The 22,180-nt window shown below is 61.4% G+C and carries 21 protein-coding genes; 9 read left to right on the plus strand and 12 right to left on the minus strand.

Going from position 1 to position 22,180, the window contains the following annotated elements; genetic code table 11:
* The 3 genes from ACSBLW_RS18890 to ACSBLW_RS18900 are packed head-to-tail and all read left to right on the plus strand — an operon-like array spanning nucleotide 1 to nucleotide 3,589.
* Nucleotides 1-1,494 (plus strand): aldehyde dehydrogenase, encoded by a 1,494-nt coding sequence (locus tag ACSBLW_RS18890; RefSeq protein ID WP_435258139.1) that lies wholly within the window; start codon nucleotides 1-3, stop codon nucleotides 1,492-1,494.
* A complete protein-coding gene (locus tag ACSBLW_RS18895) occupies nucleotides 1,494-2,252 on the plus strand; it encodes an NAD(P)-binding domain-containing protein (protein WP_435258140.1) in 759 nt (252 codons plus the stop codon). The genes ACSBLW_RS18890 and ACSBLW_RS18895 overlap by 1 nt, the downstream gene beginning before the upstream one ends.
* Nucleotides 2,249-3,589: an NAD(P)/FAD-dependent oxidoreductase gene (locus ACSBLW_RS18900; protein ID WP_435258141.1), complete on the plus strand. Its 1,341-nt coding sequence runs from the start codon at nucleotides 2,249-2,251 to the stop codon at nucleotides 3,587-3,589. Before ACSBLW_RS18895 ends, ACSBLW_RS18900 begins: the two co-directional genes overlap by 4 nt.
* Nucleotides 3,590-3,753: 164 nt before the next feature.
* Here the strand turns inward: ACSBLW_RS18900 and ACSBLW_RS18905 are convergent, their stop codons facing one another.
* The 8 genes from ACSBLW_RS18905 to ACSBLW_RS18940 all read right to left on the minus strand — a co-directional run bounded on the left by ACSBLW_RS18905 (nucleotide 3,754) and on the right by ACSBLW_RS18940 (nucleotide 11,977).
* Nucleotides 3,754-5,304, minus strand: coding sequence for a trimethylamine methyltransferase family protein (locus ACSBLW_RS18905; RefSeq protein ID WP_435260160.1), 1,551 nt, complete (start codon nucleotides 5,302-5,304; stop codon nucleotides 3,754-3,756).
* A 10-nt stretch (nucleotides 5,305-5,314) separates the two neighbouring features.
* Nucleotides 5,315-6,562 (minus strand): mandelate racemase/muconate lactonizing enzyme family protein, encoded by a 1,248-nt coding sequence (locus ACSBLW_RS18910; protein WP_435258142.1) that lies wholly within the window; start codon nucleotides 6,560-6,562, stop codon nucleotides 5,315-5,317.
* 170 nt (nucleotides 6,563-6,732) lie between these two features.
* Entirely contained in the window at nucleotides 6,733-7,947 is a 1,215-nt protein-coding gene (locus ACSBLW_RS18915) for a TCR/Tet family MFS transporter (RefSeq protein WP_435258143.1), read from the minus strand.
* A 35-nt stretch (nucleotides 7,948-7,982) separates the two neighbouring features.
* Nucleotides 7,983-8,705, minus strand: a complete 723-nt coding sequence (locus tag ACSBLW_RS18920) for an alpha/beta fold hydrolase (RefSeq protein WP_435258144.1) — start codon at nucleotides 8,703-8,705, stop codon at nucleotides 7,983-7,985.
* Complete coding sequence (pcaD, locus tag ACSBLW_RS18925) at nucleotides 8,698-9,483, minus strand: 3-oxoadipate enol-lactonase (RefSeq protein WP_435258145.1); 786 nt, start codon at nucleotides 9,481-9,483, stop codon at nucleotides 8,698-8,700. The genes ACSBLW_RS18920 and pcaD overlap by 8 nt, the downstream gene beginning before the upstream one ends.
* A gap of 6 nt (nucleotides 9,484-9,489) precedes the next feature.
* Entirely contained in the window at nucleotides 9,490-10,446 is a 957-nt protein-coding gene (locus ACSBLW_RS18930; RefSeq protein ID WP_435258146.1) for a threonine ammonia-lyase, read from the minus strand.
* Nucleotides 10,443-11,267 (minus strand): alpha/beta fold hydrolase, encoded by an 825-nt coding sequence (locus tag ACSBLW_RS18935; RefSeq protein WP_435258147.1) that lies wholly within the window; start codon nucleotides 11,265-11,267, stop codon nucleotides 10,443-10,445. The genes ACSBLW_RS18930 and ACSBLW_RS18935 overlap by 4 nt, the downstream gene beginning before the upstream one ends.
* A gap of 29 nt (nucleotides 11,268-11,296) precedes the next feature.
* Nucleotides 11,297-11,977: a haloacid dehalogenase type II gene (locus ACSBLW_RS18940; protein ID WP_435258148.1), complete on the minus strand. Its 681-nt coding sequence runs from the start codon at nucleotides 11,975-11,977 to the stop codon at nucleotides 11,297-11,299.
* A 170-nt stretch (nucleotides 11,978-12,147) separates the two neighbouring features.
* Here ACSBLW_RS18940 and ACSBLW_RS18945 point away from each other — a divergent pair, with 170 nt between their 5' ends.
* Nucleotides 12,148-13,929, plus strand: coding sequence for an ABC transporter transmembrane domain-containing protein (locus ACSBLW_RS18945; protein WP_435258149.1), 1,782 nt, complete (start codon nucleotides 12,148-12,150; stop codon nucleotides 13,927-13,929).
* A 184-nt stretch (nucleotides 13,930-14,113) separates the two neighbouring features.
* Nucleotides 14,114-16,003 (plus strand): acyl-CoA synthetase, encoded by a 1,890-nt coding sequence (locus tag ACSBLW_RS18950; protein ID WP_435258150.1) that lies wholly within the window; start codon nucleotides 14,114-14,116, stop codon nucleotides 16,001-16,003.
* A gap of 142 nt (nucleotides 16,004-16,145) precedes the next feature.
* On the opposite strand, the gene ACSBLW_RS18955 is transcribed toward ACSBLW_RS18950, so the two are convergent.
* Nucleotides 16,146-16,835, minus strand: coding sequence for an EI24 domain-containing protein (locus ACSBLW_RS18955; protein ID WP_435258151.1), 690 nt, complete (start codon nucleotides 16,833-16,835; stop codon nucleotides 16,146-16,148).
* A gap of 3 nt (nucleotides 16,836-16,838) precedes the next feature.
* The gene (locus ACSBLW_RS18960; RefSeq protein WP_435258152.1) at nucleotides 16,839-17,411 is read right to left on the minus strand and encodes a nitroreductase family protein; all 573 of its coding nucleotides are present in this window, start codon (nucleotides 17,409-17,411) and stop codon (nucleotides 16,839-16,841) included.
* A 119-nt stretch (nucleotides 17,412-17,530) separates the two neighbouring features.
* On the opposite strand from ACSBLW_RS18960, the gene ACSBLW_RS18965 reads away from it, so the two are divergent.
* Nucleotides 17,531-17,785 carry a DUF167 domain-containing protein gene (locus ACSBLW_RS18965; RefSeq protein WP_435258153.1) on the plus strand — a complete coding sequence of 85 codons (255 nt, stop codon included), beginning with the start codon at nucleotides 17,531-17,533 and terminating at the stop codon, nucleotides 17,783-17,785.
* A 109-nt stretch (nucleotides 17,786-17,894) separates the two neighbouring features.
* Here ACSBLW_RS18965 and ACSBLW_RS18970 read toward each other — a convergent pair whose 3' ends face one another.
* Both ACSBLW_RS18970 and hisD read right to left on the minus strand, forming a co-directional pair.
* Nucleotides 17,895-18,137 carry a hypothetical protein gene (locus ACSBLW_RS18970; RefSeq protein ID WP_435258154.1) on the minus strand — a complete coding sequence of 81 codons (243 nt, stop codon included), beginning with the start codon at nucleotides 18,135-18,137 and terminating at the stop codon, nucleotides 17,895-17,897.
* 47 nt (nucleotides 18,138-18,184) lie between these two features.
* On the minus strand, nucleotides 18,185-19,492 hold the full coding sequence (gene hisD / locus ACSBLW_RS18975; protein ID WP_435258155.1) for a histidinol dehydrogenase: 1,308 nt from the start codon (nucleotides 19,490-19,492) through the stop codon (nucleotides 18,185-18,187).
* 146 nt (nucleotides 19,493-19,638) lie between these two features.
* On the opposite strand from hisD, the gene ACSBLW_RS18980 reads away from it, so the two are divergent.
* The 3 genes from ACSBLW_RS18980 (at nucleotide 19,639) to ACSBLW_RS18990 (ending at nucleotide 22,167) form a co-directional block, all read left to right on the plus strand.
* Nucleotides 19,639-20,349: a M48 family metallopeptidase gene (locus ACSBLW_RS18980; protein ID WP_435258156.1), complete on the plus strand. Its 711-nt coding sequence runs from the start codon at nucleotides 19,639-19,641 to the stop codon at nucleotides 20,347-20,349.
* 165 nt (nucleotides 20,350-20,514) lie between these two features.
* Nucleotides 20,515-21,813, plus strand: coding sequence for a DUF2254 domain-containing protein (locus tag ACSBLW_RS18985; protein WP_435258157.1), 1,299 nt, complete (start codon nucleotides 20,515-20,517; stop codon nucleotides 21,811-21,813).
* Between the two features lie 96 nt (nucleotides 21,814-21,909).
* Nucleotides 21,910-22,167 carry a DUF6455 family protein gene (locus ACSBLW_RS18990; RefSeq protein WP_435258158.1) on the plus strand — a complete coding sequence of 86 codons (258 nt, stop codon included), beginning with the start codon at nucleotides 21,910-21,912 and terminating at the stop codon, nucleotides 22,165-22,167.
* The last annotated feature ends 13 nt before the right edge of the window (nucleotides 22,168-22,180 follow it).

Raw genomic sequence — 22,180 nt, forward strand, 5'->3', positions numbered from 1 at the left:
ATGACCCTTTTGACCAAAGACGAATACAAATCCATCGCCAAAGGCCTGTCCTTTCCGACCCAAGCCTTTGTGGATGGCAGCTTTCGCCCAGCTCTCAGCGGCAAGACTTTTGACAGTGTGAACCCGGCTACGGGAGAGGTTCTGGCAAAAGTTGCGTCCTGCGATGCCGCTGACGTGGATTTCGCCGTGCAAAAGGCGCGCGATGCCTTTGAAGATGGGCGCTGGTCGCGTCTCCATCCGCGTGACCGCAAAGAAGTGTTGATCAAGCTGGCAAAGCTGATCAGGCGCAATGCCCGCGAACTGGCTGTCATGGAAAGCCTTGATAGCGGCAAGACGATCTTTGATTGCGAAACCGTCGATGTGCCCGAGACGATCAACTGCCTGATGTGGCATGCCGAATTGATCGACAAGATCTATGATCAGGTCTCGCCCGCCTCTGACAACCATATCGCCATGGTGGTGCGCGAGCCTGTTGGCGTGGTGGGCTTGGTGCTGCCTTGGAACTTCCCGCTATTGATGCTGGCGTGGAAAATCGGCCCGGCTTTGGCTGCTGGGTGTTCAGTAATCGTAAAACCGGCGCTGGAGACCAGCCTGACAACCCTTCGCGTGGTCGAGTTGGCGATGGAAGCCGGTGTTCCGGCAGGCGTTTTCAACGTGCTTCCGGGGGGCGGGGCCGAAGTGGGTGAGCCGATTGGTCGCCACATGGATATCGACGCGGTGTCTTTCACCGGCTCAACCCGCACTGGCCGCCGTTTCCTAAGCTATTCGGCGGAATCGAACGGCAAAGAAGTGACGCTGGAAATGGGCGGCAAGAACCCGGCTGTGGTTCTGAATGACGCTGAAAATCTTGACCGTGTCGCGGCCCATATCGTCAATGGCGCTTTCTGGAACATGGGCGAAAACTGCTCGGCCTCGTCGCGGCTGATTGTGCAAAAGGGCGTGAAGGACGCGCTGTTGGCGCGCATTGCCGCCCATGCCCGCGAATGGCCGATGGGCGACCCACTGGATCCGGTAAACCGCGTCGGCGCACTGGTCTCCAAGGCGCATTTCGACAAGGTCTGCGGCTATCTGGACAAGGGGGCCAAAGTCATCTTGGGCGGCAAGGGCGACAACGGTTTTGTCGAGCCCACAATTCTGGAAGTTGCCCGCGACGCAAAACAGGCGCGCGAGGAAATCTTTGGGCCCATCCTTTCTGTCCTGACCGTCGACAGCTTTGACGAAGCCATCGCCTTGGCCAATGACACCGAATATGGGCTTGCGGCGTCTATCTTTACCGCGAATGTCAAACGCGCGATCCGCGGCGCGCGGTCGATCCGGGCCGGCACCGTGACCGTGAACAGCTTTGGCGAAGGCGACATCTCGACCCCCTTTGGCGGCTTCAAGGCCTCGGGATTTGGCGGGTGTGACAACGGCATCCATGCCCATGACCAGTACGCCCAGTTAAAGACGATCTGGATTGATCTGGCCGATGATGAAGGCGAGGCAGTGACCTGATGGCACGGGTGGGCTTTGTCGGAACGGGCGAAATCGCCTCGGCCATGGTCCAAGGGCTTGCGGGGCAGGGGCATCAGATCATTGTCTCTGACCGCAATGCCGACCGGGCCCGCCATTTGGCCGCAACGTTAGAAGGGGTAAGCGTTGCCCCCAATGCCGAGGTGGTCGCGGGTTCCGACATCGTGGTTCTGTGCCTGTTGGCCAAGGTGGCGGGCCAAGTGCTGGCGGAACTGCCGTTCCGGGCCGACCAGTCGGTGATTTCGGCCATGGTGGATGTGCCAATGAAAAAACTGCGGGTGCTTTGTGCACCAGCCACTGACATCGCCATTACCATTCCGCTTCCTCCCATTGCCAAGGGAGGCTGCCCGCTTCCCGTCTTCCCAGACTCGGCGGCGCTTCACAGCTTGTTCGGCTCAAAGAACCCGGTCTTTGCGGTCAAGGATGAGGCTGCGTTAGACGCGCATTTCGGGGCAACGGCGCTGTGCTCTCCGCTTCTGGCCCAGATGATTGTGACCGCCAACTGGCTGGCCAGCCACACAGGCGATGCCGAAAAAGCCGAAGCCTATGTCAGCAAGGTCATCCGCGCATACCTTCCGGAAAGACCCGAAGCAGGTCAGCTTGCCGCAGACCTTTACAGCCTGTCCACAGAGGGCGGTCTGAACGCCACCCTGCGGGCGGCAATGTCTCCGGCCTTGCCAATGTTAGAGCAGGGTTTGATCGGATTTCACTCACGTCTTGGGCTGTCGAACACACCATGAGCGCATACCACGCCCGCCGCACCCCCCAGCACAAAGGCCCCGCAGCATGGTCGGCCATCCTGCCGGGGCAGGCCGCTCCCGTTTCTCTCGATGGGGACTTGACCGTCGATTTCGCGCTGATCGGCGCTGGCTTTGCCGGGCTTTCCGCGGCACGCCGTCTGCACCAACTGGCGCCCGGTGCCCGTATCGCGGTGCTGGATGCAAGCCGTTTGGCCGAAGGTGCCTCGGGCCGGAACTCAGGCTTTATGATCGACCTGCCGCATGAATTGCAGTCGGATGATTATGCAGGCCATGGCGATGACCGCGCCATGATTGCGCTGAACCGTCAGGCCATCGCTTTCGCCCGCGCTGCGGTCGAGGACTACGATATCGACCGCAATTTTTTTGATCCGGTTGGCAAGGTGAATGGGGCCGCAAGTGCCAAGACCGATGCCCTGAACCGGTCATACGCGGAACATTTGGCAACGATGGGGGAAAGCAGCACCTATCTGGACGCCAAGGCGATGACCGAGCTAACGGGAAGCCGGCACTATGTCTCGGGGCTTTACACCCCAGGAACCGTGATGCTGCAACCGGCAGGCTATATCCGGTCCCTTGCCGAAGGTCTGCGCCGGGACGGGGTATCAATTTTTGAAAATACGTCGGTGACGGCGATCACCCGAGACGGAACCGGTTGGATCCTGTCCACGGCCAAGGGGCGCGTTTCGGCTGGAAAGGTGATCCTTTCGAACAACGGCCATCTGGAAAGCTTTGGCTTCAAACCCGGTCGGCTGATGCATATCTTTCTTTTCGCCTCGATGTCCGCCGAACTGGACGCGGATCAAATCAAGGCGTTGGGCGGCCAGCCCCGTTGGGGCGTAACGCCCTCCGACCCGATGGGCACCACCATGCGCCGGATTGCTGCGGGGCAGGGCGGCAACCGCATCGTCACCCGCACCTGCGGCAGCTTTGAACCCGATATGGTTACGTCGGAATCCGACATGCGCCGGACCGTTGCCGTACATCGGCAAAAATTCGCCAAACGATTCCCGCAACTGGCTGGGGTTCGGCAGGAATACACTTGGGCCGGTCACCTTTGCCTTGCCCGCAATGGCGTTTCCGTCATGCGCGAGCTGGATCAGGGCCTTTTCGCCGCCTGCGTGCAGAACGGGCTTGGAACCGCGCGCGGCACTTTGACGGGGATGGGCGCGGCAGAGCTGGCCTGCGGTCGGACCAGCGACATCACCCGCCATTTCACGGCCGAGGCCGAGCCGGTGAAGCTGCCTCCTCGCCCATTCTCGACCATCGGGGCGAATGCATTCTTGCGCTACAAGGAATGGCAGGCCAAGGAAGAGTGACGATCCCGGCACCCCGCCGCTTTGGGGTGGGGCGCGCCAATTAGGTCAGCCAAAGTCCGCTGACTTTACTGGACGATGCGTGTCAAGTCTTTGGCTGGCGTCCACTGTTCGGGTCCGCCAAACAGTCGTTGAAGAGGCTTGCACGCAGCATGAAGGGGCAAGGCTCAGAACTCGGTATTCAAGGCATCCATCTCGGGGATTTCACGCTCGCGCCGCGCGATGAAATCCAACAAAGCGTCCTTCACGCCCTCATCAAGTTTTGGCTCCTGATACTCACCCAGCAGTTTTTTCGCGTGAGACAAAGCACGCTCGGTGATCTCGACCGCCCCCTCGGCCTGCCACTGCTCAATGGAATTATTGTCAAAGAGCTTGGGCATGAAGAAAGCACGCTCAAAGTTTTCCAACGTATGCGGATGGCCAAGGTAATGGCCGCCGGGGCCAATATCACGCACGGCTTGCATGGCGGCATCAAAGTCATCCCAGCGGGGGCCTTCCGCCATGCGATAGCCCATGGCGCAGACCTCGGCATCCACCACGAATTTCGCGAACGAACAATGCATCCCAGCCTCATTCCAGCCCGCCGAATGCCAGATGTAATTTGCCCCTGCATGCAGAACGGCATCCATCGTCATCGCGGATTCGTAACCCGCCTGTGCGTCAAAGGTCTTGGCCCCACCCAGCAGGTTGCTGGTCCGCCACGGCACATCATAGAACCGCGCCATCTGGCCGATCATGAAATTCATCAAGCTGATTTCCGGTGTTCCGGCCATCGGCGCGCCTGACTTCATGCTAACCGTGGAAAGGTAATGCCCATAGATCGCGGGGCAGCCTCTGCGGACGACCTGCGTATAAGCCAAGGCTGACAGAGCCTCGGCATTCAGTTGCGCCACCGCAGGCGCAACAGAGGCGGGTGTATTCGCGCCACCAAGCACAAAGGGAGAGCACAGAACCGGCTGGTTTGCCCGGCAAAAGGCCCGCATGGCCGACAGCATCGTTTCATCCCAGACAAGGGGCGAATTGCCGTTGCAATTTCCAGTCACGACGGGGGTCTGCTCCATCACGTCCTTACCGAACAAGATCTCGCACATCGCCATGACATCTTCGGCATTCCGGCCAGAGGTGGTCATGCCCATGAAGGTTTTGTCGGAATACTTGATCGACGAGTAGGTGATGTGCAGGTGCCGATGGCTGACCTTGATGTCCATCGGTTCGACGATGTGATGGGCGCTGGAATGCAGCGCGGGCGACATCTGCGCCAGCTTATGGAACATGTTCAGATCGGCAATTGTCGGCCAGCGGCGCTTGTCTTCCAGATCCCGCAGAAACGGGGCGCCGGTCATCGGGACAAAGATCGCATGTTTGCCACCAAAAGGCAGGTCGCGGTCACGGTTCCGGGCGCGATAAGTCCAACCGTTTGGGATGGTCGCAACCAACTCGCGTACCAAGCCGCGATCCAGATAAACCCGCTCGCCGACCACTTTGGCACCGGCCCGCCGCCAGTCTTCCAGCGCGATCTCGTCGCGGAAGATCACGCCCACCTCTTCCAAAATGGACATCGAGGCCGCGTCAATCTTTTCGACATGGGCTTGGTCCATCACCTCGCAGAGCGGAATACCCCGCGAAAGGCTGGGCAGCATCGTGAAATCGGGGGCCTGCCGAAGAGCGCGTCGTGCCTGCCTTCCGCCGGATCTATGGACACTCTCCTCGCTGGACATGGCCATCCTTTCAGGTTTTGTGCAGTAAGGTCGAAGGGGCACCGCCTTCGAATTTGTTGCCTTCGGAATAGTCGCAAGGCGCCTCTTGCATCTGCAAATGCAGACCCGAGCCGGTATAAGGATGGGCGCGGGCGACATCCTCGTCGAATTCAATCCCCAGTCCCGGCGCGTCGGGCGGCAGGATATGACCGTTTTCCCAAGTGATCGAATTGCGGATCAGTTTCTGGTGGAAGTCTCCGCCGGTCTCGATCGTCTCGGCGATCAGAAGATTGGGGATCGATGCCGCGAAATGCACATTTGCTGCCCATTCCACGGGGCCGGCATAAAGGTGCGGGGCCATCTCTGCATTGAACACCTCGGCCATCGCGGCAATCTTCTTGGCTTCCCAGATACCACCGACCCGGCCAAGCGCCGGTTGCAAAATCTTGACCCCACCCGCCCGCAACAGCGTGCCGAACTCGGCCTTCGTCGTCATCCGCTCGCCCGTGGCCAAGGGCACGCGGACCGATTTCGCCACCTCGGCAAATTCCAGCAGATTGTCTGGCGGGATCGGCTCTTCGTACCACAGCGGGTTATAGGGTTCTAACTCGCGCCCCATCCGGATCGCGCCGGGGGTGGTGAACTGGCCATGCGTTCCGAACAGCAGGTCAACCCGGTCGCCAACCGCCGCGCGGATCGCCTTGCAGAAGGCAACCGAGCGGCTGATGTCGCTCATCGCCGGCTCATGCCCGCCACGAATGGTATAGGGGCCGGCGGGGTCAAACTTCACGGCCGTGAAGCCAAGGTTCATGAAGCGCACCGCCGCCTCGGCCGCGGCATCCGGATCGACCCAGAACTCGGCGCTTTCCTTTCCCGGTTCAGGGTAAAGATAGGTGTAGCTGCGGATGCGGTGGTTCATCTTGCCGCCCAACAGCGCCCAAACGGGGCGGTTGCGCGCCTTGCCCAGAATGTCCCAGCAGGCGATCTCCAACCCCGAAAAAGCACCCATCACCGTGGGGTCAGGTCGCTGTGTGAAGCCAGAAGAATAGGCGCGGCGGAACATCAGTTCGATGTTTTCCGGGTTCTCGCCCTGCATATGGCGTTCGAACACATCCTCGATCACCGCAATCATCGCCTTCGGACCAACGGTCGAGGCATAGCATTCGCCATAGCCCACGATCCCGTTATCGGTCGTCAGTTTCGGAAAGATCCAGTAGCGTCCGCCCCAGCCCGGAAAGGGCGGGGCCACGACGAAAATCTCCAGATCTTTCAGCTTCATGACGGAACCTCGCAGCAGTTGCCGCGGGGGCGGGGGTTTCACACCCCCGGATGGACCTGCCTTGCGGCCGGTCCATCTCCCCCGTGGAATATTTGGACCAAGATAAATGCAGGTTAACCGGATTTCTGGGCTTTGGTGGCCCAAACGCGACAAAAGGTGGCGCAGGCGGGCTAGGAACTGGATCTAATGCGGGGGCCCAAGACGTGAAGCGCAAGGCAGGCTATCATCAGCACAGAGGCCAAAAGGAAGGGTGCGCCGGGGGCATAGACCGGGGCCTCGGGCTTGGTGAAGTGCTGGAAAGTGCTGGTCATGATCAACGGCGCTACGATCATCGCGATGGCATTCAGTGAGGCAAGGACGCCCTGCACCTCGCCCTGCGCGTCAGCAGGGGCCGCGCGTGAGGCCAAGGCCTGAAGCGCAGGGGTGACCGCCCCGCCAAGCGCCGTAATTGGGGTCAGGATCAGGATGGCCACCGGAGAGGTGACAAGGCCAATGGCCGCCAAGGTGATGACATCGACCCACATGCCGTAATGGGCGGCGCGGTGTTCGCCCCAAAGGCGGATCATCGGGCCCACCAACAGCGCCTGCCCAAGCGCGTAGCTGACGCCGTAGATGCCAAGCGACAACCCGATCATCCCGGAATCCCAGCCAAAGCGGGCCTGTCCGTAATAGGCCCAGATCGACGGGTAGACATTCATCGCGATGCTCATGATCAGGAAGCAGGCCAGCGTCAGCCTTACCCCTGGCAGATGCGCCATGGCCTTCAGCGCGCCCAATGGATTGGCGCGGGCAAGGCTAAAGGGGCGGCGGGTGGCATCGGTGACGGTTTCAGGCAGGATCAGCGCTCCGAAAAGCGCATTCAGCAGAGCCAGTCCGCCCGCGAACCAAAACGGCGCACGGGTGTCAATTCCAGCCAGAAGCCCCCCGATCATCGGGCCCAGAACAAAGCCCACGCCGAAGCCTGCCCCCAAAAGCCCGAACCGCGCGCCGCGCTTTTCAGGTGGGGTGATGTCGGCGACATAGGCATTTGCAGTAGAGTGGGTGGCGGCGGTGATCCCGGCGATGACGCGGGCGATGAACAAAAGCCAGATCGTCTGGGCCAGCGCCATGATGGCATAATCGAGCGCCATGACGACGAGTGAGACCAGCAGCACCGGACGGCGACCAAAGCGGTCGGAGAGCGAGCCGAGTATCGGACCGAAAAGAAACTGCATCACGGCAAAAGAGGTCGAGAGCAGCCCGCCCCATAAGGCGGCATCGGCAATGTCATTGCCCGTGACCTCGCGGATCAGGTCGGGCATGACCGGAAAGATCAGGCCGATGCCAATAGCGTCCAGCGTGACAGTTGCAAAGATAAAGGCCAGCGGCAGGCGAGAAGAAATCATACCAATACTCAGCCCAGAAAGAGGGCGCGCGAACCCTAGGCCGCGGGCAAGGCTCGCGCAATCTCTGCCAGACGTGCCGCAACGTCACCCGGCATCGAGAAGAAAGGCGAATGAGAGGCGGGCAGGGTGGTGTGATGGCCCGGCGGGAAGTCCTGAGCCATGATCTCTTGATACTCTGGGGGAATGGCACGGTCTTCGGTGCAGCGGATGTAATGACGCGGCACAGACTGGCTTTGCGAGGTGACCGTCAGCGGCGTTTCCTGCGGCAGGATCGGCTGCGGGCACAGGCAAAGGGCAGCCAGCGACTGCGCCTCGGCGTCGCAATCATGATAGAAAAGATCGCCAGCCATTGAGGGATCAAAGGAAAAACAGGTGCGCGTCGCGTCGATGCGGATCGCCGGAGCAAGGGGCTGGCGCGGGCCCGCCTTTCGCATATCGGCCAAGGACAGCCCCGATTTCGGTGCATAGGCGCAAAGATAGACCAAGGCGCGGATCCGACTTGGGTCAAGTTCTGCCGCTGCGGTGATCGGATAGCCCGCCATCGAATGGCCAACCACGATGGTCGGGCCGTTCAAAGCATCTAGAATGGCGCGCGCGTAGCTGTCCAACGTCACGTCTTCCGGTGCGGTGCGGTCCAATCCGTGGCCGGGCAGGTCAATAGCGCGGGCATTGTGACCAAGGGCCTGCAACGCCGGGATCACCCGGTGCCAGCACCATGCCCCGTGGCAAGAACCGTGGATCAAGAGAAAATCAGCCATGGCCGATGCCTTTCAGAAAGGTCTTCAGGATTTCGATGTACTCGTCGGGTTTTTCCGCCATGGGGATATGCCCGGCCCCACGGATCAGGTGAAACTGGCTGCCCCGGATTAGGTCGGCGGTTTCGCGGATCAGGTCGGGTGGGGTGGAACCGTCGTTGCCACCGGCAAGGGCCAAGGTGGGCAATGTCAAAGAGGCGGTCGGGGTGTAAAAATCGGTTCCGGCAATCGCGGCAGCCGCCCCCATCCAGCCTTCGGCTTCGGTTCCGCGGAATATTTCGCGCAGCGCGGGCATCGCGGGGTTTTCCCGCCATTTGCGACCAAACCAGCGCTCCATCGTGCTGTCTTCAATGGCAGTAAGGCCGCCCGTTTGCACCGCCTCGATCCGTGCCTGCCATTGGCTGGCAATCCCGATCCGGGCTGCGGTGTTCGACAAGACCATGCCACGCACCAGATCCAGCCGCTTTGTCGCCAAGCCCTGCGCGATCAGACCGCCGATGGAAAGCCCGACGACAACCGTCTCTTTCATCCCGGCCTTTTCGATCATCCGTTCGGCATCGTGGATCAGCGCGCCCATCGAATAGGGGCCGTCCGGCACGTCAGACGCCCCATGCCCGCGCATGTCCAGCCGCAGGACGCGATGCTTCGGAAGATGGGCCACCACCTCGTCCCAAATCCGCAGGTTGGTGCCAAGCGCATGCAGGAACACCACGGGCGGGCCGGAAACAGGGCCGGAAATCTCGGCATTTAGCCGCAAATCAGGGAAGTAGGTCAGGGGCATCGGTCTTCAGGCAAATCGGGCAAGGGCTTCTCGAAACAGCATTGGGTCAACATTCCCACCACTTGCCGTTGCAATTACGTTCGGGGATGTATCGCGAAAAAGCGCCGCGGCAAGCGCAACCGCGCCCCCCGGTTCCAGAACGATCCGCAGATGCGTAAAGGCCAAAGCCATAGCGCGCATGGCTTCGTCATCACTGACGGAAAGACCCTTGCCCGCATGCCGCTGCAAGATCGGAAAGGTCAGTTCCCCCGGTTGCGGGGTCAGAATCGCGTCACAGATCGACCCCGCGGCACTTGGGTTCTTTTCGCGCGTGCCCGAGGCCAAAGACCGCGCCATGTCATCAAAACCCAGCGGCTCACACGTTCGCACCCGCAAATTTGGCGCATTGGCCGCAAGGGCCGTGGCAATCCCCGCCGAAAGCCCGCCACCGCCACAGCAAACCAGCACTTCCGCCGCCTCGATGCCCGCATCGCTGGCCTGCGCCGCGATTTCAAGGCCAACCGTGCCCTGTCCGGCAATCACATCGGCGTCGTCAAAGGGCTTGATCAGATGCAGCCCCCGCTCGGCGCAAAGGCGTGCGCCGATAGCGTCCCGATCTTCGGTGGCGCGGTCATAAAGAACCACCTCGGCCCCATAGGCGCGGGTATTGGCAATCTTCACCTCTGGCGCATCCGAGGGCATGACGATCACACAGGTCAGCCCATGCCGCGCCGCCGCCAAGGCTACGCCTTGACCGTGATTGCCCGAGGAATAGGCCAGAACGCCCGATGTTCCCTTTGCCAGGGCCGAAACCGCCGACCACGCGCCGCGAAACTTGAAGGATCCCGTCAGTTGCAAACACTCGGCCTTGACGAAAATGCGTTTGCCAAAGGCCGCGTCCAGCAGCGGCGCGTTCAGCAACGATGTCAGGCGCGCATGGCCAGCCATCCGCTTGGCGGCAGCCTCGATCCGCTCCAGCATCATTTACAGGCCTCCAAGAATTGCCGGATGGCGGCCACCGCCTCGGGTTCGTCCAGAAATGGAATATGGGCGCGGTCGGGAACCTCAGCAAAGATCGTGTCCGGTCGCCGGCACCGCATTTCGGCCGTGGTCTCGGGGGAAAGCAGGTCCGAATTCGCGCCCCGGATCAGCGCCACGGGCATGCCAGCCGTTGCCTCCCACAATGGCCAAAGATCGACCGGCGGGCCTTTGAAAGCGGCCATGAATGCCTCACGCAAGGCCGGATCATAGGTGATCTTCAATCCCTTCTCGGTCGGGATATAAAACTTCTCGACTTCGGCCCGCCAGCGTTCTGGCGGTACATTGGCAAAGCCGGGGGAAACGCCGGGCATCGCGGCGGCGGCCTGATCCAGCGTTTTCCAAACCGGATTGCGCCCGACATAGTCGAAAATCCGCTCCAGCCCCGTTCGGTGGATTTCAGGGCCAACGTCGTTCAACAACAGCCCCTTCAGCCGCGTGTGGGCGACTGCGGCAAGGTACATGCCAATCAACCCGCCGCGAGAGGTGCCGATGATTGCCGCCTGTTCGATTCCCAAATGGTTCAGCAGGTCCAAGGCATCCTTGGCTTCCTGCGGAACGGTATAGCTCTCGGCCCCCGTCCATGCACTTTCGCCCCGGCCCCGATAATCCATGCGGATCAGTCGGCAGGGGGGCAGATGCGGGGCCATGTAATCGAAATCGGCCATCGTCCGGGTCAGTCCAGACAGGCACAGCACGGGCAATCCCTTGCCTTCATCGCGAAAAGCCAGCTTGGCACCGTCAGAGGCCGTGAAGAATTGGGTCATCGGAAATCCGTTCTGGTCAAAGGTCGGGGTCAAAGGAAGTCGGAAAGCCGGGTCAGATCCGGCAAGATATGGGCTGGCACATGGGGCAGTCGGTCAATCGGCGCCCCTGAACGGTTCACCCATGTCGTCTGAAATCCGAACCGTGCCGCCCCCGCCACATCCCAGCCATTCGACGACACGAACATGACCTGCGAAGGTGGCACGCCAAGATGCGCCTCGACCAGCGCATAAACCTTGGCCGAGGGTTTGAAGATGCCCACATCCTCCACCGAAATCGCCGCTTCCAGAAGGTCTCCGATCCCGGCCGCCGCAATGGCGCTTGCCAGCATGCGCGGCGAACCATTGGACAGGATCGCCCGTCTGGCACCCTTGTCCTTCAGGCTCTGCAAGACCGCAGGCACCTCGGGATAGGCATCCAATTCGTCATAGAGCGCCAACAGGCGTGTCCTCAGAGCGTAATCGGCGCCAAGCCCCTGCGCTGCCATCGCCCAATCCAGCGCGTCAGCCGTCACCTCGGCAAAATCCGCATGTGCGCCCATGACCGCCCGCAACCAACTGTATTCCAACTGCTTGCGCCGCCAGTCCTCGGCAAGCTTTGGCCACACCGCCGCCAGCGTCTCTCCCCCCGGTTCCGCCGCCGCCGCCCGCGCCGCAGCAGAGACATCGAACAGCGTTCCATAGGCATCAAAGACGAAAGCGGTTGGTCGCATGGCGGAATCTCCCTTGCCCGACCGTTGCACAGGCGCGGTCCGACGAAAAGGGGGGGGCGCGGCAATCGCGGCGCTTGCCCCTTTGGGCGAGGCTGTCTAAACCCTTTCGGCGCAAGACAGGAAGGGGCCGCACCGCAAGGCGCAGCCGCTGAAGACAGGAAAAACACCGGATGGCACAGACCGACGCAAAGACCGAAGACCGGGCCCGCTCCAAAAAAGTGGGCGCTCTTTCCGGGCTGGTCCCGTTCCTGCGGCCCTATCGTCTGCTCTTGGCCCTTGCCGGGGCCGCGCTGGTTCTGACCGCCACCGTCAGCTTGATCCTTCCCATGGCAGTGCGCCGCGTGGTCGACAATTTCAACGCCGAGGCCGAAATCCTCGACCTGTATTTCACCGCAGCCATCGTCATTGCTGCCGTCTTCGCCTTTGGCTCGGGCCTTCGCTATTACCTCGTCACCCGTCTGGGCGAACGTGTGGTGGCCGATATTCGCCGCGCCATGTTTGACCGCGTCATGGGCCTGTCGCCCGCGTTTTTCGAACGTCTGATGACGGGCGAGGTACTGTCCCGCATCACCACCGACACTACGCTGATCCTGTCGCTGATCGGCTCGTCCATCTCCATCGCGCTCCGAAATTCGCTGATGCTGCTGGGTGGGTTGGTGCTGATGTTCCTGACCTCGGCCAAGCTCACCGGCCTTGTCCTTCTGATCGTGCCCGCCGTCGTTGTCCCGATCATCGTCCTTGGCCGCAAACTGCGAAAGCTTTCCCGCGAAAATCAGGACTGGATCGCCAATTCCTCGGGCTCTGCCTCCGAGGCGCTATCTTCGGTTCAGACCGTGCAGGCCTTCACCCATGAAGGTGAAACCCGCGCAGCCTTTGCCGATGTCACCGAAAAGGCGTTTCTTTCGGCCAAAACCCGCATCGGCACCCGCGCGGTCATGACCATTATCGTCATCTTCCTTGTCTTTACCGGCATTGTCGGCGTCCTCTGGATGGGCGCGCGCGATGTGCGAGCCGGGGTGATGAGCGCGGGCGAACTCATCCAGTTCGTGATCTATGCCGTCATGGTCGCAGGCTCGGTCGGCGCGCTTTCCGAAATCTGGGGCGAATTGCAGCGTGCCGCTGGCGCCACCGAACGGCTGGTCGAATTGCTGAACGCCGAAGATCCGGTGACAGACCCGGCCCAGCCCAAGGCGTTGCCGCGCCCGGTTCGGGGCGAGATCGCCTTTGACAAGGTCACTTTCCGCTATCCGGCCCGGCCTCATACCTCGGCTTTGGAGGAGGTCACGCTCACCGTCGAACCGGGTGAAACCATTGCCCTCGTTGGCCCGTCAGGCGCTGGCAAGACCACCATCTTGCAACTGCTGATGCGCTTTTACGACCCGCAGTCGGGAACGGTGCGTCTGGATGGCGTTGACCTGCGCGACTTGGCCCGTGCCGATTTCCGCCGCGCCATTTCGCTTGTTCCGCAAGACCCCGTGATCTTTGCCACCTCGGCCCGCGAAAACATCCGCTTCGGTCGCCCCGAGGCTTCGGACGCCGAGGTTGAAGCCGCTGCCCGTGCCGCCGCCGCGCATGAATTCATCTCGGCTTTGCCTGAAGGCTATGACAGCTTCCTTGGCGAACGCGGCGTCATGCTCTCGGGCGGTCAAAAGCAACGCGTGGCCATCGCCCGCGCCATTCTGCGCGACGCGCCCGTTCTGCTTCTGGACGAAGCGACCTCGGCGCTTGATGCTGAATCCGAACGCCTTGTCCAACACGCCGTCGAAGAGCTGGCCAAGGGCCGCACGACGCTGGTCGTTGCCCACCGACTGGCCACTGTAAAACGTGCTGACCGCATCGTTGTCTTCGAGGCGGGCAAGATCGTGGCCATCGGCAAACATGACGAACTGGTTTCGCAAGGTGGCCTTTACGCGCGCCTTGCCCGCCTGCAATTCACCGAAGGCGCCGCATAAGGGGGGAATTTTCCCGGTTTTTCCCCCTTGGCATCTTCACGACGTTGCGTCGCAACGCGCCCAAGGGTTCTGACGTTGCGTTTCCTGGTGCAGCAGCGCTTGGCAAAAGGGTGTTTTCGCCCCATCTTTCCCTGACCGAATAAAAAATGGCTCTGCAACGACAGGGCCGTCAGGGGAGGAAAGCATGAAAGATTTCGCGTCTGCCGCGGATGTAAGGGCTATTGAAGCCGAAATGGCTTGGGCCGATCGCCCGATTGCCAAAACGATGCACGAGTTCATCGGGCAAACGGCTTCGAAACATGCCTCACGCCTTGCGATCAGCTATCAGCTTTTTTCCGACCCAACCTCGCTTTCCAAGTCTCTGACCTGGCAAGAACTGCATGGCAAGGTCACGCAGGCGGCAAACCTGTTCCGCAGCCTTGGTGTCACGGAAAACGATGTCGTTGCCTATGTCCTTCCCAACTGCCTTGAAACCGCTGTTACTCTTTTGGGCGGCGCTGTTGCGGGCATCGTGAACCCGATCAACCCGCTTCTCGAACCCGAACAGATCAGCGCCATCCTGCGCGAGACAAAGGCAAAGGTGGTCGTAACGCTCAGGGCCTTCCCCAAAACCGACGTGCCGCAAAAGGTGGCCGAGGCGGTGCGTCATGCGCCCAACGTCAAGACGGTGCTTGAAGTTGATCTCGTGCCCTACCTGTCAGGTGCAAAGAAATTCATCGTGCCGCTCATTCGGCCCAAGAACCCGCTGCACCATGCGGCCAATGTCAAATCCTTCTCGGCCGAGATGAAAAAGCAGCCCGCCGACCGGCTTACCTTCGAGGACAAGAAGGCCGACCGGGTTGCCGCCTATTTCCACACCGGCGGGACAACAGGCATGCCAAAGGTCGCCCAGCACAAGGTCTCGGGCATGATCTACAATGGCTGGCTGGGGCAGCAACTGCTGTTTACGGAAAAAGACAGCATCATGTGCCCACTGCCCCTGTTCCACGTCTTTGCGGCCTACCCGATCCTGATGTCCGTCATCGCGTCGGGCTGCTCGGTGGTCTTCCCAACACCTGCCGGCTATCGGGGCGAAGGTGTCTTCGACAATCTGTGGAAACTGATTGAACGCTACAAGAACACTTACCTGATCACCGTTCCCACGGCGCTTTCTGCCCTGATGCAGCGTCCGATCAATGCCGATATTTCCACACTCAAGAACGCGTTCTCCGGCTCGGCTCCGCTGCCGATCGAACTTTACAACCGGTTCAAAAAGGAAACCGGGATCGAAATCGTCGAGGGCTATGGCCTGACCGAATGCACTTGCCTTGTGTCGATCAACCCACCCGGCGGAACCAAGAAAATCGGCTCTGTGGGTCTGCCCTTCCCCTACACCCATGTCCGCATCCTGATGCAGACACCGGATGGGTTCCGCGAATGCGCAACCGACGAAATCGGGGAAATCTGCGTGGCCAATCCCGGCGTCTTTGAAGGCTCGACCTATACCGAGGCCGACAAAAACAAGGATCTTTTCGCCGAGGGTCGCTTCCTGAGGACGGGCGATCTTGGACGGATTGATGCCGAAGGCTATCTCTTCATCACGGGTCGGGCCAAGGATCTCATCATCCGGGGCGGTCACAACATCGACCCTGCGATCATCGAAGAGGCGCTGATGGGCCATGACGCTGTCGCCTTTGTCGGGGCCATTGGCCAGCCCGACGCCCATTCCGGCGAATTGCCCTGCGCCTATGTCGAATTGGTCAAAGGGGCGACGGCGACGGTCGAAGACCTGATGACCTATGCAAACCAGCATATCCACGAACGCGCGGCCCTGCCGAAATACATCGAGGTTCTGTCAGAACTGCCGAAAACCGCTGTCGGCAAGGTCTTCAAACCCGATCTACGCCGCATGGCGATCACGCGTATCTATGACGCGGCTCTGGCTAAAGCCGGCATCCCGGCGACTGTGACCAGCGTCGCCGAGGACAAGAAACGCGGCCTCGTCGCCAAGCTGACCAAGACCGGCCCGGCCGAGGATGACAAAGTGCGCGAGGTTCTGGGCGGCTTCACCAACCAATGGGATTGGGCCGAGTAAGCGCCTCGAAGCTTGTTACACCATAAGGGCCGCCCCTAACCGGGCGGCCCTTTTTCTTCCTGTGCTCAGACCTTTATCTTGGTCAAAATATCCCGGGGGGAGGCCCCTTCGCGCAAGCGAAGGGGGCAGGGGGCTGACCCCCCTAGACCCGGTGCAACCTATGGAACATATGGGTAAACGTCGCCGCCCCCAGCACGGGGATCAACAGGTTGACCAGCGGCACCGACAAAGGCGCGGCCATCAGCACCCCTGCCATCCAGATCTTGCCCGCATGTGCAGACCGCAAGTCCTTTGCGCCCTGCCGACCCAACCGCCGCGCCGCAACCATGGTGAAATATTCCCGTCCCAACAGGAAACCGTTCACGGCCCAAAAGACCACCGGAATAAACGGCCCTGCAAAGCCGTAAAGCAGGATCGCCCCGGCGTTGACCGCAATCAAAAGCCCAAAGAAATTCAGGCTTTCTACCAGATTGTCTAGGAACGCCATACGCTTGACTGGCGGCAGCGACGGGTAATGCCGATCCTCCACCGCCTGTGCCACATCTTCCAGAAAGAACCCGGTAAAGGCCGACGCCACCGGCATCATCAGAAACACCGACAGCCCGATCATGAACAGCGCCGAACCCCAGGACAAAAGCGTGTCCACCCCCCCGACTGGCCCGACAAAGGGGATCTCGATCACCTCGGGCGTGGCCCACTGGATGAACAGCAGAAACAGCGCGTAAACCCCCACCAGCAGGGCCAGGGACAACAAGACGCCAATCCAAAGAACCCGCCGAAACCGCCGGTCGCCCAATTGCCCAAGCGCCTTCAGGAAATCACCGAAAATCATCGCTCAGGCCCAGCTCACAACCTTCGACAAATCGGGCCGCGGCCGATCCGGCGGCACGACGGGCGCAGTCGCGATATGAATGATCCCCGCCACAGTTTCTGCGCCCTCGCATCCAAAGGCGCGCGCACAGAACTCTGCATCATGCGCGGGCCAGCCGGTCAGCCAGCACGCGCCCCAGCCTGCCGCCGTCGCCGCAGAAACGATGTTCATGCACAGGGCACCAGCCGACAAGACCTGCTCCGCTGCCGGCATCTTTTCCACCGGCTTCGGGCTTGAAATCACCACCACCGCCAATTGCCCAAGATCATATTGCCCGCGCCCCTTGGCCACTTTCTCGGCATCGCCCCCCAATTCCAGCGCCCGCGCCTCTGCCAGATCGGCCAACCGCGCCATCGCGGCCCGGTCCACCACAATCAACCGCCACGGCTCCAGCTTGCCATGATCCGGCACCCGCAAGGCGACAGTCAAAATCTCTTCCAACTCGGCCCGCGACGGCACCGGGGTGATAAAGGTCTTTGCTGGCAAGGACCTGCGGCTGGCCATAAAATCGAAAGCGGCCTGATTGCGTTCGGGCATGAACTACTCCTGTGTCTTTGCGCCAAAGCTAAGCATTCGCCGCCCCGATTGCCAGAGACCATCCGCGCCGCTTGCAGCCTTGCCATGCCACGGCTAAGCCCAACTGCAGGAGGCACATCATGTCCAAAGGCTCGCACGCCGATCTTGCCCAGCCCGGTGCCGAATTTTCGGTTCGCGCCACGCCTCGGGCGCGCAAACCCGGCCTTTCGTTCGAGGACGGCACCTTCCGCATCGCCGTCACCGCCCCGGCGGATGAGGGTCGCGCCAACGCTGCCGTGACCGAAGCCCTCGCCACGGCCCTTGGCGTGGCCAAAACCCGACTGACCCTGATCCGTGGGGCCACGGCACGCGACAAAACCTTCCGCCTCGACTAAGGCGCTTACCTTTATCTTGGCGAAAATATCCCTGGGGATCAGCGGCTTGGCCTTGGTCAAGCCGCGTTAAAGGGGGCAGAGCCCCCTTGCCGCGTCATTTGGGAAAGCCTCAGTCCTTCTTGGGCCGCTCCAGCCGATAGCTGCCCTCCGGCAGATCCAAGGCCGCCGCCAGATCGCTCAACTGTGTCATCGACAGTGACACACGCACAACCTCGCCCGTCATGGCATCTTCCTGCTCCAAGACGACGCAATCGTCAAAGGCCAAGATGGTGACATCTTCCATCAAACCGTCATGACCCTCGTCAATCAGGGTAATCACGGTCGAGTCGAATTCGTGTTCTATGGTAAACATGGGACCATCGTGAAAGGGTTTCGGACGGGCGGCAAGAGGAATTACGCTCAGGACCGCATGTTGCTTTGCAGCCGCAGCGCCGCAGCGCGGCGATGGCCCTCCAAAGTTTCCGAGGCACTTTGGCGGCAGGCCGGTGGGGCGACGGCCCGCACGGCCTCATCCGTCAACCATTGATGGGTGCAAATCTTGACATAGGACCCAACCCAAAGCCCGCCGGTATAGCGGCCCGCGCCCATCGTCGGCAGGGTGTGATTGGTGCCGCAGCATTTGTCGGAATAAACGACGCTCGCCCGCTCGCCGATGAAAAGCGATCCGTAATTCGTCAGCTTCCCCGCCGTGGCATGGGGGTCGCGGGTATGTACCTGCAAATGTTCGGCCGCGATGTGCTCGGAATAGGCGATCATCGCCTCTTCACTGGCGCAAAGCACAACCTCGCCGTAATCGCGCCAAGCCACGCCAGCGACCTGCGCGGTGGACAGGGTCGCCAGTTGCGCCTCCACCTCGGTCAGCACAGCCTCGGCCAAGGCGCGGTCGGTGGTGATCAGGCCAACCCGCGTCCGCACATCATGTTCGGCCTGCGCCAAAAGGTCGGTTGCCACCACTTCGGCCCGCGCGGTCTCATCGGCAACGATATAAATCTCGGATGGCCCCGCCAAGGCGTCGATCCCGACCTGACCAAAAACCTGCCGCTTCGCCTCATTCACATAGGCATTCCCCGGACCCATGATCTTGTCCACGGCAGGCACGCTTTCCGTGCCAAAGGCCATCGCCGCAATCGCCTGCGCACCCCCGATGCGGAAGATCCGGTCCGCGCCGGACAGGTGGCAACCTGCAATCATCGCCTCATGGGCATTCGGCGGCAGGCAGGCGATCACCTCCTTGCAGCCAGCGACCTTGGCTGGAACCAAGGTCATGATCGGGGCCGAAAGCAGCGGATAGCGCCCGCCGGGAACATAACAGCCCACCGTGCGGATCGGGATCACGCGATGGCCCAGATGCAGGCCGGGCAGGGGTTCCACTTCCAAAGGCAGGATCGTTTTCAACTGCGCCTCGGCAAAGGCGCGCACATTGGCAATGGCGAATTCCGTGTCGGCGCGCGTTTGCGGGTCCAATTTGGCGACAGCGGCTGCGCGTTCCTCTGCCGTGACCTCAAAGCGCTCGGGCGCGACGCCGTCAAAGCGCTGCGAAAGCCTGCGCAAAGCGGCATCGCCGCCGGCGCGGACATCGGCCAACACAGCTTTCACCGTCTCGGCAATCGCACCGCTTTCGACCGCCTCGTCGCGGGATGGGGCTTTGATATGGGTGATCTGGTCGGCATAGCGGGCAATCAGCGCAGACATGGAATGGGCTTTCATTTTGGGGTCTCTCGCAGGGCAGGCTGGCAGAAGCCCAAGGCCGCCTCAATCCCAAACGCGACATGCACCATCGCGTGAGCCGCTCTTTTCCCCGCCGCCCATCCTGCTATCCTGCCTCAAACAATAAGAAGAGTCGCAGCAGAACCATGCGTATCGTCCTCATCGCCTTCGCGCTGGCCGCTGGCCTGTCCGCCTGTGTGCCTGTCAGCCCCGGCGCGATGCAGCCGCAGGCCCCGGCCTATCCAACCGATGGCCAGCTTTCACCCGAAGAGGCCGCGCAGAATTTCGTCTCGGTCGTCGATGTGCTGGAACCCGTCGCCGAACAGGTCTGCCGCGAAACCCGGCCCCGGGCGAATTGCGACTTTCTGATCGTGGTGGATGATCGCCCCGGTCAGCCGCCAAACGCCTTTCAGACGCTGGACCCCGAAGGCCGCCCTGTCGTCGGCTTCACGCTGGCCCTGATCGCCGATGCCCGCAACGCCGATGAGGTCGCCTTCGTCATCGGTCACGAAGCCGCGCATCACATCGCAAACCATATCCCGCAGACCCAGCAAACTGCCACGACCACTGCGGTTCTGGCGGGCATCCTTGCCTCGGCCACCGGCGGCACCGCAGAACAGATCCGCGCCGCCCAGCAGGCGGGCGCCACCTTCGGTGCCCGCACCTATGCCAAGGATTTCGAGCTTGAGGCCGATGCGCTGGGCGCGGAAATCACGCTCAGAGCCGGGTTTGACCCGATCCGTGGCTCGGCCTTCTTTGACCGGCTTCCCGATCCGGGCGACCAGTTCCTGGGCACCCATCCGGGAAACTCCCAGCGCAAGGAAACCGTTCGCCGGGTCGTCCAAAACTATCGCTGAAGCCGGGGAAACCACAGCGGGCCCTCGCGCGTTCCTCTTGTGACGACCCAGTCGGACTCTGTGGCACAGCCAGCATCCCGCTAAGGCCCAGCCCCAGATTTTCGTTTCGTCACAGACGCAAAACGCATTAGCCTGCCCCTTCCTTCGACCAATCCGGGACCCCGCATGTCTGACACCCGCTTTGCCTTTCTGTTCCGCAGCCTTCGACGCAAACTTTGGGTCCGCGCCGTGGGATATGCCGTGCTAGGCGTGGCTTTGGTGCCGCTGGCCCGCCTGATCGGACCGCAACTGCCCTCGGCCTGGGTTGAGGCCACCGGTGCCGTCGCCGTCCGTGGCCTTCTCGGCATCCTTGCCTCGTCCATGCTGGCGGTCACGACCTTTTCGCTCTCCATCATGGTTTCGGCCTATTCCGGCGCAACCGCCGCCGTGACGCCCCGCGCGGTGAAACTGCTGCTCGAGGACCGCACGGCCCAAACCGTTCTTTCCACCTTCATCGGGGCCTTTCTCTTTTCCATCGTCGGTATCATCGGCATCGAGGCCAGCGCCTTCAGCGATTCCGGCCTTCTGGTGCTGTTCTTTGCGACCATCGCCGTCACGGCACTGGTTGTCATCGCGCTGATCCATTGGATCCACCACCTGACCACCTTTGGCCGGGTCGCAGATACCACCGACAGGGTCGAACGCGCCGCCGCCAAAGCCCTGCGCGAAAGGGCACGCCAACCAGCCTTGGGTGGCATCGCGACCCGACATGAAACGGCTCCCCCCAACTGGCGTGCGCTTTGCATCCCCGAAACCGGCTATCTCTGCCATATCGACATGCCCCATCTGTCCGAGATCATCCGCACCTCAACCAAAGGGCAATCGCGACCGATGATCCAGCTTGCCATCCTGCCGGGGGTGTTCTTGCACCCTGAAAAGACGGCGCTTTGGGTGCATCCCGACATTCCAGACAGCAGGGACAGCGACCTCTGTTCCGCCTTTACCGTCGATACCACCCGCAGCTTCGACCAAGACCCCCGCTTTGGCATCTGCGTTCTGTCCGAAATTGCCGAACGCGCGCTGTCCCCGGCTGTCAATGACCCCGGCACTGCCATCGACGTTCTGGGCCGCGCGGTCCGGCTTTTGTCTATCTGGGCAGAAGAGAAGGCCGAAGACCCCAGCCATCAGCAAATCCTTGTCCCGGAACTGCCGATCAGCGATCTCTTCGATGATATCTTCCCGGCAATTTCCCATGACGGGGCTGGCAAATTCTCGGTCCAGATGCGGCTCCAGAAATGCCTTCTGATGCTGGCCGAAATCTCTCCTGCCGATTTCGGACCCGAGGCGGTGCGCCAATCAAACCGCGCTCTGAAAGATGCCCGTTCCTCCGATCTGCATGAAGACCAGATCGAGGCCTTAGTCGCGGTCAACGACGCAATTTCGAAAACGGTCGGAACTCCGGACCGCAGTCCGCGCCGGTTTTGATCTGCGTCAAAGCGCCCCGTCCCCGGCTGGCTCAGGCTGGGGGCATGTTCGGGTGGCAATGCCGTGCGCCATCCTCTGCAACAAGGGATGCATACGATGATCGGATATTCAGAAGCCCCCGTTGCTTGGGGACTGACGCGGGGAATGGCGCGTATTCTGGGGGTCAGCCTGACCACCGCTGTCGTCGATGGCTGGCTCAGCCGGCCTGAACTGGCTGTTCTTGTTGACCGCTGTCAGGCCTGCCAACAAAAGCAAGCCTGCATGAGCTGGCTCGCGTCGGCCGCACACTCTCCTTGCCTTCCAGTATTCTGCCCCAACAAACAACCGCTCGAGGCGCTGTCGTTCCGAAACTGACTGCCACGTTGAC

It is taken from the genome of Thioclava sp. FR2, assembly GCF_051200875.1.
GTDB lineage: Bacteria > Pseudomonadota > Alphaproteobacteria > Rhodobacterales > Rhodobacteraceae > Pseudotabrizicola.

Coding starts and splice junctions, on each gene's coding strand:
- ACSBLW_RS18890 (WP_435258139.1), top strand. CDS start 1: ATGACCCTTTTGACCAAAGACGAATACAAATCCATCGCCAAAGGCCTG.
- ACSBLW_RS18895 (WP_435258140.1), top strand. CDS start 1,494: ATGGCACGGGTGGGCTTTGTCGGAACGGGCGAAATCGCCTCGGCCATG.
- ACSBLW_RS18900 (WP_435258141.1), top strand. CDS start 2,249: ATGAGCGCATACCACGCCCGCCGCACCCCCCAGCACAAAGGCCCCGCA.
- ACSBLW_RS18905 (WP_435260160.1), bottom strand. CDS start 5,304: ATGTCCAGCGAGGAGAGTGTCCATAGATCCGGCGGAAGGCAGGCACGA.
- ACSBLW_RS18910 (WP_435258142.1), bottom strand. CDS start 6,562: ATGAAGCTGAAAGATCTGGAGATTTTCGTCGTGGCCCCGCCCTTTCCG.
- ACSBLW_RS18915 (WP_435258143.1), bottom strand. CDS start 7,947: ATGATTTCTTCTCGCCTGCCGCTGGCCTTTATCTTTGCAACTGTCACG.
- ACSBLW_RS18920 (WP_435258144.1), bottom strand. CDS start 8,705: ATGGCTGATTTTCTCTTGATCCACGGTTCTTGCCACGGGGCATGGTGC.
- pcaD (WP_435258145.1), bottom strand. CDS start 9,483: ATGCCCCTGACCTACTTCCCTGATTTGCGGCTAAATGCCGAGATTTCC.
- ACSBLW_RS18930 (WP_435258146.1), bottom strand. CDS start 10,446: ATGATGCTGGAGCGGATCGAGGCTGCCGCCAAGCGGATGGCTGGCCAT.
- ACSBLW_RS18935 (WP_435258147.1), bottom strand. CDS start 11,267: ATGACCCAATTCTTCACGGCCTCTGACGGTGCCAAGCTGGCTTTTCGC.
- ACSBLW_RS18940 (WP_435258148.1), bottom strand. CDS start 11,977: ATGCGACCAACCGCTTTCGTCTTTGATGCCTATGGAACGCTGTTCGAT.
- ACSBLW_RS18945 (WP_435258149.1), top strand. CDS start 12,148: ATGGCACAGACCGACGCAAAGACCGAAGACCGGGCCCGCTCCAAAAAA.
- ACSBLW_RS18950 (WP_435258150.1), top strand. CDS start 14,114: ATGAAAGATTTCGCGTCTGCCGCGGATGTAAGGGCTATTGAAGCCGAA.
- ACSBLW_RS18955 (WP_435258151.1), bottom strand. CDS start 16,835: ATGATTTTCGGTGATTTCCTGAAGGCGCTTGGGCAATTGGGCGACCGG.
- ACSBLW_RS18960 (WP_435258152.1), bottom strand. CDS start 17,411: ATGCCCGAACGCAATCAGGCCGCTTTCGATTTTATGGCCAGCCGCAGG.
- ACSBLW_RS18965 (WP_435258153.1), top strand. CDS start 17,531: ATGTCCAAAGGCTCGCACGCCGATCTTGCCCAGCCCGGTGCCGAATTT.
- ACSBLW_RS18970 (WP_435258154.1), bottom strand. CDS start 18,137: ATGTTTACCATAGAACACGAATTCGACTCGACCGTGATTACCCTGATT.
- hisD (WP_435258155.1), bottom strand. CDS start 19,492: ATGAAAGCCCATTCCATGTCTGCGCTGATTGCCCGCTATGCCGACCAG.
- ACSBLW_RS18980 (WP_435258156.1), top strand. CDS start 19,639: ATGCGTATCGTCCTCATCGCCTTCGCGCTGGCCGCTGGCCTGTCCGCC.
- ACSBLW_RS18985 (WP_435258157.1), top strand. CDS start 20,515: ATGTCTGACACCCGCTTTGCCTTTCTGTTCCGCAGCCTTCGACGCAAA.
- ACSBLW_RS18990 (WP_435258158.1), top strand. CDS start 21,910: ATGATCGGATATTCAGAAGCCCCCGTTGCTTGGGGACTGACGCGGGGA.